This window comes from Parendozoicomonas sp. Alg238-R29, assembly GCF_947331445.1.
Classification (GTDB): Bacteria; Pseudomonadota; Gammaproteobacteria; order Pseudomonadales; family Endozoicomonadaceae; genus Sansalvadorimonas.
This window is the reverse complement of the sequence record NZ_CAMZOG010000118.1, coordinates 1-10,022: the sequence shown is the minus strand read 5'-3', so window position 1 is coordinate 10,022 and position 10,022 is coordinate 1. Positions and strand designations below refer to the sequence as shown.

General features: G+C 46.8%; 6 protein-coding genes. 4 read left to right on the top strand and 2 right to left on the bottom strand.

Annotation, left to right across the window (positions count from 1 at the left end):
• Positions 1 to 369 precede the first annotated feature (369 nt).
• Positions 370 to 747, top strand: coding sequence for an acyl-CoA thioesterase (locus tag QMA35_RS19845; RefSeq protein ID WP_281648887.1), 378 nt, complete (start codon positions 370 to 372; stop codon positions 745 to 747).
• A gap of 57 nt (positions 748 to 804) precedes the next feature.
• On the opposite strand, the gene QMA35_RS19840 is transcribed toward QMA35_RS19845, so the two are convergent.
• Positions 805 to 1,092, bottom strand: coding sequence for a hypothetical protein (locus tag QMA35_RS19840; protein WP_281648886.1), 288 nt, complete (start codon positions 1,090 to 1,092; stop codon positions 805 to 807).
• A 96-nt stretch (positions 1,093 to 1,188) separates the two neighbouring features.
• On the opposite strand from QMA35_RS19840, the gene QMA35_RS19835 reads away from it, so the two are divergent.
• The 3 genes from QMA35_RS19835 (at position 1,189) to QMA35_RS19825 (ending at position 4,169) form a co-directional block, all read left to right on the top strand.
• Positions 1,189 to 2,781, top strand: a complete 1,593-nt coding sequence (locus QMA35_RS19835; protein WP_281648885.1) for a peptide ABC transporter substrate-binding protein — start codon at positions 1,189 to 1,191, stop codon at positions 2,779 to 2,781.
• Between the two features lie 67 nt (positions 2,782 to 2,848).
• Complete coding sequence (locus QMA35_RS19830) at positions 2,849 to 3,157, top strand: hypothetical protein (protein ID WP_281648884.1); 309 nt, start codon at positions 2,849 to 2,851, stop codon at positions 3,155 to 3,157.
• Between the two features lie 103 nt (positions 3,158 to 3,260).
• Positions 3,261 to 4,169: a TIGR01212 family radical SAM protein gene (locus QMA35_RS19825; protein WP_281648883.1), complete on the top strand. Its 909-nt coding sequence runs from the start codon at positions 3,261 to 3,263 to the stop codon at positions 4,167 to 4,169.
• Between the two features lie 43 nt (positions 4,170 to 4,212).
• On the opposite strand, the gene QMA35_RS19820 is transcribed toward QMA35_RS19825, so the two are convergent.
• A complete protein-coding gene (locus tag QMA35_RS19820; protein ID WP_281648882.1) occupies positions 4,213 to 9,858 on the bottom strand; it encodes a LamG-like jellyroll fold domain-containing protein in 5,646 nt (1,881 codons plus the stop codon).
• Positions 9,859 to 10,022 lie beyond the last annotated feature (164 nt).

Sequence of the window (10,022 nt, the reverse complement as noted above, 5' to 3'; positions counted from 1 at the left end):
AACTGTTGGAAAACGCTGTTATGATGCTTCATGTCTGTCTTTTTTGTTTTGTGAAATAGCTGTCTCGACAACCGCTATTTTACCGCAAACCACTAAAGACAGACATCTCACGCCTTTCTCGATTTTTTAACCGGACAGCAGTGTTTGAGCATGGCTCTCTGGGCTATTGTAAGCCCTGCGAAATAGGAACGGGTAAAAGCCTCTTAAGCTGGTGTCCATTTTTACTGCCTCAGGTCAGTTTGGATTGAAAACCAAAAAAAGCAGCATAAATAGGGAGAGTACTGGTAAAAGAACGCATTGAGTGCAAAAGCAGGGATCAACTAGGCTTCACCCAACTCAATTTTTTCTATTCCCTCTGGAGTATTCCACATGAGCACACCTCGCGGAGAACTGTCCTTGCGAACTCTGGCTATGCCAGCAGATACAAACCCTAACGGTGATATTTTTGGTGGCTGGCTGCTGGGGCAGATGGACATGGCGGGCGGGTTAGCAGCAAAAGACTGCTGTCACGGAAGGGTTGCCACAGTGGCAATCGAATCTATGTGCTTCCATCACCCAGTGACTATTGGTGAAGTTGTCTGCTGCCATACAGATATCATCAAGATTGGCCGTACTTCTATACGTATTCGTATAGAAGTATGGAGTAAGGGGCTTCCCTACAGAGAGGAGCGAATTAAGGTGACTGAGGGCATTTTCACCTATGTGGCTATTGATAACGAAGGCAAGTCGATACCTGTCAAGCGCTAAGCCTTAGGCTCAGTGGGCGAATAATTATCGCGCTCAACGAGCCATACGCCAAAGAAACTAACCTTCGAAGTTCTTTTTAATTTCCTGGTTGAACTCTTTGGATCTCTCAGTAATTTGCTGAACTATTTGCTGAGACATCATTTTCCGCAATTCTTCTTCAGGGGTCAGCAGCTCATCTTTCTCCGCATCCTTTTGGACCTTGCCATCAGCGCCTTTTCCCATGGCTTCGTCAAAAGCCTCGGTATCCGCTCCGGCAACGTTCCCCTGAGGAGAGGCTGGATTACTGCCAGGAGCCCCTCCAACCTGGCCACTACCGGGTTGTACACCTGGATTTACTGAACTCATAGCTGCCTCCCTGAATAACTTTTTCACATGCCATTTGGTTATATGCCAGATGGCAGGTATTTTCTATAAGACTAGCTATCAATGCAGAGATACCCAATGAGACTGATCCTGAGTCTAACTCTGAGCCTGTCTACCCTTCTCTATGGAGAAGTTCTATGGGCGGCCCAGAGCCATTCCAATAGCAACCACCTTAATCGGGCTAATTCTTCAGAGCCGGAATCTCTCGATCCTCAATTAATCCACACCTTGCCAGGTATGCGTGTTTCCGGAGACCTATTTGACGGTCTCGTTCACAGAAACTCAGAAGGAGACATAGTTCCCGCTCAGGCAGAGAGCTGGTCGACATCCTCAGATGGCCTGACCTGGACTTTCAAGCTCCGTAAAAGCCAGTGGAGTAATGGCCGCCCCGTCGTTGCCGGAGATTTCGTTCGAGCCTGGCAAAGAGCTGTCGCTCCTGAAACCGGGGCTCCCTACGCCTGGTATCTGGAAATGATGGAAGTTACCAATGCTAAAGCCATCATTAACAACCAAAAAGTTTCAACAGAACTCGGAGTTTCTGCACCCGACCAGCACACATTACAGGTTCAACTGGAAAAACCCGTCCCCTGGCTGCTGCAAATGTTGGTGATGCCGGTACTTTACCCTATTCCGGAAGGAGTACTTGAAGAACACGGGCTGAATTGGACTGCGCCTAAAAATCTGGTTAGCAATGGTCCATACCAGATGAAAAGCTGGGTGGTAAATGAAAAAATAGAACTGACCGCTAATTCAAAACATCCCGACTATAAAAACCTGAAAGTACACAGTGTTTCTTATTACCCCTTAACTTCAGCAACCGTAGCACTGAACCGCTATCGCTCCGGTGATCTGGATATGACCCTGAATGTCCCGGAAAACTACTATAAAAAACTAAAAACAACGAATCCCGAGGAACTGCACATTACTCATATGCTGGGGACGGAATATTACGCGTTTAATACCCGTCGAAAGCCTTTTAATAATAGCCATGTGCGTAAAGCCCTTTCCCTCGCCCTTGAACGTGACCTGATTACCGAAAAAGTACTGGGGGAAGGACAGGTTCCTGCTTATAACTTCACTCCTGGCTATATGAGTGATATGCCTGCCTACAAACCAGCTGCTGAAACAATGGCTCGGGAACAACGTCTGGCAGAAGCTAAAAAACTCTACCAGGAAGCAGGATACAGCCCTGGCAACCCACTGAAATTTTCCCTTCTCTACAACACCAGTGACTCCCGAAAAAAAATTGCAGTTGCAGCCGCTAGCATGTGGAAAAAGAACCTTGGTGCCGAAGTCACTCTGGAAAATATGGAATGGAAATCTGTTCTTGCCCGTATTCGTCAGCAGGACTTTGATGTAGCCAGAGCCTCCTGGGTTGCAGACTTTAATGACCCCGCCAGCATGCTTTCCATTTTCGCCAGCAACAGCAGCAGTAATAAGCCTAAGTACCAAAATCCAGTTTATGACGCGCAGCTGAATAAAATGAATACTCCCAGCTCAGACCGCCAGAGATTATTTATCGAAATGGAAAAGATTCTGGCTGAGGATGCTCCTGTAGCGCCACTTTACTATTACGTGTCTCCGTCCCTCGTTAGCCCGAAAGTGAAGGGTTGGTACGACAACCCCAGAGATTTGGTGATGACTCGCTACCTTTCCGTGAAAGATAAGTGATTCCTTCGTAAAGTGCCGTGCTCCTGTGCCGACAAATCTGGTTATGAGATCACAGAGGCGAATGGCCATGAGCAGTGAGCACTTTACTCTAACAATAAGCCAGAGCACTTCAGACAGTGGCGATTTCGCTATTCATTTTAACGAGCAGGGCAAACGCCGTGAAAAGATGCTCGTGCAGCTTCAATTTGTTGATCGCAATATTTTTGATGACACCTTTATGGATGAAGTGGTTGCCATTGTTGCCCGCAAACTTGCCCGTAAAATTATCGATCAAAAAGGCGCTCCTGCCCTGACTCCCAAAACCCGGCAAGCTTGCGAAAGAGACGCCAAAAAGATTGTTAAAAACATGCTCGAAAAAATGCGCAAGCAGCCTTAAAGGCTGCTTAACCACTCATCCCCTTCCGCACATATCCTCATAGTCGATCAGCAAAATAACAGGTAACGTCCGCGCTCCCGGTTACCTGTGCGAATGTTGTTTTATGGATCTTACCCGCCACGTTAATACTTTTGGTCGTTACCTCCAGAACAAATATGGAGAGCGTATCCATAAACTCTCTGTGAATGCGGCCTTCACCTGCCCCAACCGGGATGGCGCCAAGGGCATTGGCGGTTGTACCTTCTGCAATAATCGCTCCTTCAGTCCTGGCAGTACCAACAGCGAACTTTCTGTGGCTAAGCAGCTGGCAGCCGCCCGTGAAAAAGTCACCAAAGTACGCAAGGCTCGAAAATTTCTGGCGTACTTTCAATCCTACTCCAATACTTATGGCGATCTTCAGGAACTGAAGAAACTCTATGATGCCGCGCTGGCTGAACCTGATGTGATAGGCCTGTGTGTCGGTACCCGTCCTGACTGTGTGCCCGAACCAGTGCTGGCTCTTCTCGCAAGCTATCAGGAACAGGGCTACGAAATCTGGCTGGAACTGGGACTGCAATCCAGTTTTGACGAATCCCTCGAACGAATTAACCGGGGACACACATTTGCGGATTACGAAGATGCCATTATCCGCGCCCGCAAGTTCAACTTGAATATCTGTACCCACCTCATTATGGGCCTGCCCGGTGAAAAGCCGGAAGATACTCTCATCAGCTACCAGAAGGTGCTTGAGCTGGGTGTGCGCGCTATCAAAGTTCATCCACTGCATATTGTGAAAGGCACACAAATGGCAAAGCAATGGAGTCAGGGAGAGATTGAAGAACTTGCAATGGACGACTACGTTCAGATTCTTACCGAGATTATTGTAACTGCGCCTGAGGATCTTTTATTTCACCGTCTTACTGGATCTGGCGTACATCAATACTTGCTTGCACCAGCCTGGGTTAAGAACAAATGGGATATTCTTGGCGCGGTTTATAAAAATCTTGAAGAGCAAAATCCGACCAATAGATAGACTGTGTACACAGCTAGATCAACTGCAAAAGATCTAGCTATTATCACACTTGCAGATTGCCATCATTAGTAAGATTGTTGATCAATGTGGTGGTATCGCTAGTCCCATAAAGAGACGTCAAGTCCACATTATCCAACACAATCTTCTGAACGACTGGCCCACCAGCCGTGGTGCTTACATCAATGGTTGTCGTACCATCTGTAGTGCTTAGGGAAAGGTATTGATCAAGATCACCTGCAGCAGCTTCTGGCAGCAAGTCAGAGAGGTTGAGCACATCGGAACCTGCTGTGAAGTCAGTCACTGTATCCACCGCTGGGGTAACGGAGTTGCCCTGATCACCATCTTCCCAGGTGAAAAAATCTATTCCGCCACCACCGGTGAGAATGTCATCGCCACCACCGCCCAGCAAAGTGTCCGCACCACCTGTTCCTATCAGGGTATTATCGCTGGAGCCTCCTGAGATCAGGTCACGCGCCTGCGTTTCTACCTCGATACTTAGTGAAGCCTCTGCGGTGTCACCATCATTATCGGTGACTGTATACGTAAAGCTTTCTGCAAGGTTTTCACCCGCCAGCACCTGCACTTCAGTATCCGTTAATGCCCGATCATATATACGAACATCATCGATTAAACCGGAGTAGGAAAAACGGCCTTCAAAAATACCATCGTGATATGTATTGACAGAGGCATTTTCACCACTGCCTTTACCAATGGCAGCATCACTCCCATGAGAAACAACAGATCCTGCCGTATCAACAGAACCTATCTGTGTTCCATCCAACCAGGCGGTCATGGTTCCTGCGTTACCGTCCAGAGACAGGGTTATCCGGTGAAATTCCGTTGTGTCCACAGATGCCAGACTCGTACCTATAAAGTCACCATGCCAACCAGAACTCTTGCTATAGGCACCGGCATAAACAGAATTATTGTGGAGATAAACAACAAAACCATTGGACTGACCACCAGACTCATAAAGAATCTGACGCTCTGAAAGATCATTAGTTGGGTCGGGTTTAAAGGCCAGTGTTATCGTTCTTTCTTCGATAGCTGCAGGGGTTTGGTTCACCTCTGTAGAATCGGCAATATCTGCTCCACCTACAAACAACTCTCCACCGGCATTTTCATAGAGCTGGAAAGCTTCATTTTTGTCTAAAGTGCCTTCAAAAATCTGCAGATCATCAAGAGCACCATCAACTCTGTAATGTTGGTACCAATTACTACCGCCGAACTTCAACTCCTGGTGAATGTTCGCTGTGGAATTGTTCGCTGCGTAATTGTAAACACTGGAGCTGTTACGCTCGATAGAAGAGTCCTCAACCAAAGGCTGCTCAACCCCGTCGATGCGAAGTACAGATTGTGTGGGGTCTCCATCATGGAATGTCGCTGTAATATAGTGCCATTCATCCACCAGACCTGATGAGTCAGGAGATATTTGAAGTTGGTCTAAATGAATGCCGTAAAGGTCATGATAATTGTTCGTACTGAAACCTATAAGGCCGTTGGCCACTCTCAGTTCATAACCACCAAAAGATGCAAAGGTGCTATAAGCTGCACCAGCCTCATCCAGACGCAACCAAAAGCCGATAGTGATATCTTCAGCATTACTGTCCAGCCCAGTAGTGATAGCTACTCCCGCGTTATTTGAATCATTAAAATCCAGATGCTTATCGCTGTTATCAGATGAGTCTTCTGCAATCGTGTAGATACCACTCAGGGTGCCATCACTATCTCCACTCTGATCTGTTACTGTCTGATTGGATGATCCTGATCCGGTAGTTAAACCATCAAAGTTATAGCTGCCTAAAAGCGTGGCATTGCTGAATGAGTTGGGAACATCAGCAATCCCTTCGGTCACACTATGGCTAGTTTCCGGGTTGATGCTTAAAGCATTGCCGCTCACCCCACCCGAAACAATAGCTGCGTTACCCACAAGACGTGCCGTATCTGTGACTTGATCGACCGTTGAGCTGTCGGTGGATTCACTGGAGCCAGCCGCCTCATCAAACTGCCATGACGCCACAAGATCACTTTCTAGATCTACAGCATTCATGGTGTAGTCATAATCACCATCAGCCTCAATGGAGAGTACACCATACTCACCTTGAATATCGGTAGAGCCTGAGCTGGCAACAGAAACACCCTCCACATCGGTCACGGTGATATCTGAACCGATATCATTCTCCAGTACACTTTCCTGACTCCGTAACTCACCACTATTTAGCAGTGTTGTTGAATCATCTTCAGTGACTGGTGCAGCAGGTAGTGGCTTCTCAATAGTGATAGCTAACGATGCCGTTTCTGTGTGGCCATTGTCATCGGTAATTTGGTAAGAGAAACTGTCTACCGGGCTTTCATCTGCAAGAGCCTTTACCTCTGTACCACTGAATGCACGCCCATAAACCCGTACATCATCAATCAAACCCGAATATGTGAACTTACCTGTGTGAACGCCATCATGGTATGTGTTGGTTGGGTTATCGTCACTGGTCTGACCAATCGCAATATCCCCACCGTGGGAGACAACAGAACCAGCTGTATCTACAGAGCCAATTTCCGTGCCATCAAGCCATGCCGTCATAGTGCCCGCATCGCCATCCAAAGAGAGAGTGATGCGATGGAACTCTGTTGTATCAATCGAATCCAGACTCGTGCTTATAAAGTCACCACTCCAGCCCGAACTCTGACTGTAAGCTCCTGCATAAATGCTGTTGCCATGGATATAAACAACAAAACCATTTGACTGACCGCCCGATTCAAAAAGAATCTGGCGGTCTGTCAAATCATTATTCTCATCAGGTTTAAAGGACAAAGTAATTGTTCTTTCACTGATGGCTTCCGTTGTCGTATTTATATCTTGAGAGTCTACAAAGTTAACGCCACCAACAAATACATCTCCACCAGCATTTTCATAGAGCTGTAAAGCTTCTCCATCGCTAATCGTTCCTTCAAAAATCTGCAGATCATCAAGAGCACCATCAACTCTGTAATTTTGGTTATGACTACCGCCGAACTTCAACTCCTGGTGAATGTTCGCTGCGGAATTGTTCGCTGCGTAATTGTAAACACTGTAGCTGTTACGCTCGATAGAAGAGTCCCCAACCAAAGGCTGCTCAACCCCGTCGATGCGAAGTACAGATTGTGTGGGGTCTCCATCATGGAATGTCGCTGTAATATAGTGCCATTCATCCACCAGACCTGATGAGTCAGGAGATATTTGAAGTTGGTCTAAATGAACGCCGTAAAGGTCATGATAATTGTTCGTACTGAAACCGATAAGGCCGTTGGCCACTCTCAGTTCATAACTACCAAAAGATGCAAGGGTGCCATAAGCTTCACCAGCCTCATCCAGACGCAACCAAAAGCCGATAGTGATATCTTCAGCATTACTGTCCAGCCCAGTGGTGATACCTACTCTCGCGCTATTTGAATCATCAAAATCCAGATGCTTATCGCTGTTATCAGATGAATCTTCTGCAATCGTGTAGATACCACTCAGGGTGCCATCACTATCTCCACTCTGATCTGTTACTGTCTGATTGGATGATCCTGATCCGGTAGTTAAACCATCAAAGTTATAGCTGCCTAAAAGCGTGGCATTGCTGAATGAGTTGGGAACATCAGCAATCCCTTCGGTCACACTATGGCCTGTTGATGGATTAATGCTTAAAGCATTTCCGCTCACACCACCTGAAACAATTGCTGAATCCCCAACCAAGGTTCCGGTGTCCGTAACCTGACCGGTAGTAGAACTGTCTGTGATCTCTGTGGAGCCTGCTGCCTCATCAAATTGCCATGATGCCAACAAGTCAGATTCCAGATCCACTGCATTAGCGGTATAACTGTAAGAACCATCTGTATCAATGGAGAGCGTACCATGCTCACCCGTAATATCTGTTGCCCCTGACACTACAGTGCTGTTCACATTCGTAACTATAACGTTAAGGCCAGTATCGTTTGTCGCTACCGAACCTTGCAGGTGGCGTTCCCCATTGAGAAGAGTCACAGCGTCATTGGCTGCAGCGAGTGTTGGCGTTGGCCTCTCAAGAGAGATATCTAAAGATGCGGTTGCTGTGTTTCCATCATCATCAGTTATCTGATAGGAAAAGCTATCTGTTGGGCTTTCACCTGCTAAGGACTGCACTTCGATGTGGCTCAACGCCCGATCATAGATTTTCACATCATCAATTAAGCCTGAGTACCTGAAGCTTCCACTTTCAACGCCATCATGAAATGTGCTCGAACTCCCATCTTCACTGCTCATGCCTCCTATTGAGACATCTCCATTGTGAGAGCTTACCGCTTGAGCTGTATCTACCTCTCCGATCTGAGTACCATCCAACCATGCCGACAGGGTTCCAGCATCAGAATCCATAGTTAAGGTAATACGATGGAACTCTGTCGTATCAATAGAATCAAGACTTGTACTGAGAAAGTCACCATCCCATCCAGAGTCTTTGCTGTAGGCACCCGCATAGAGTGTATTATTTTGAATATAAATAATGAAACCAGCAGTACCGTCCCCCTCTTCGAATAGAATTTGCTTATCTATCAGCGTATTGCTGGCATCCGGTTTAAAGGAAAATGTGATGCTTCTTGCTTCAATAGCCTCACTGGTAATATTAATTTCTTGAGAATCTTCTATTACAACTCTCCCTGCGTCTAAAAATGCGGAAGAGGTTTCATAGACTTTTACAGCTTCATCATTAGATAGAGTTCCCTCAAACACCTGTAGGTTATCAAAACCACCGCCTTCATCAGCATAAACCCCGTGTCCACCGAGCTTAAGCTGCTGATGAATATCGGCGTTTGAAGCACTATAGGAATATGAACTACCCCCATCACGATCATACCCAACAAGATTTTGTTCTATCCCATCAACTCTCAAGGACGACTGCTGCGGATCACCATCATGAAAAGTCACGGTGAAGTGATGCCATTCATTTGCTAAACCAGAAGATGCCGGAGCCAAATCCAGATCATTAATTACCGCACCATACATCTCGCTATGATAGGCGGTATTAAACCCGATTTTCCCATCATTTATCCACAGCCCGTAATTCCCAAAACTAGCTACAAATGCCCCACCTACTGCACTGGTATCCCCGTCCCATTTAAACCAAAATGCTAGCGTTATATCCTCAGCACTACTGGAAATTCCAGTATTAATGTCAATGGTTCCTGAACCATTGAGCTCGATATGGCTGCTGCCTTGTGGAGAAGAGTCACTACTCGGTGTATGTGCATTACTAGCAATAGCCCCGTGCCGAGTGCCAGCACTGTCCGTAATTTGAGTATCCCCGCTACTCAAGCTGTCGAAGGAATATTGTCCGAGAAGAGAAGCATTGTTCAGTGTTCCATACGAATTTTCGTCAGTATCTGGAGCATTCAAGCTAAGAGCATTACCAGTGGTTCCACCTGTCACAATTTCCGCTTTACCATGCAGGTAAGCGGTATCACTAACCAAATCTACCTCAGAACTATCAGAAGCTTCATCTGAACCTACAGCCTCGTCGAACTGCCACGATGCAAGTAGACCAGACTCAAGACCAATGTCATCCGCTGTGTAAGTGAAAGAACCATCAGTCTCGATTGAGAGTGTGCCATATTCACCCTCAATATCTGTTACACCTGAAACTGCAGAACCATTTACATTCGTAACAGCAATACCAGAACCAATATCATTTGCCATCACCCCCCCTTGTAGGGGACGCCCCCCACTAAGAAGCGTCACTGCATCATTCGTTGCGACAACGGGTGACGGCTCGGGTTCAGGTTCTGGCTCTGGAGCGGGGCAGGTTCTGGCTCTGGAGCAGGCTCAGGCTCTGGAGCCGGTTCTGGCAAAGCATTTTGGGC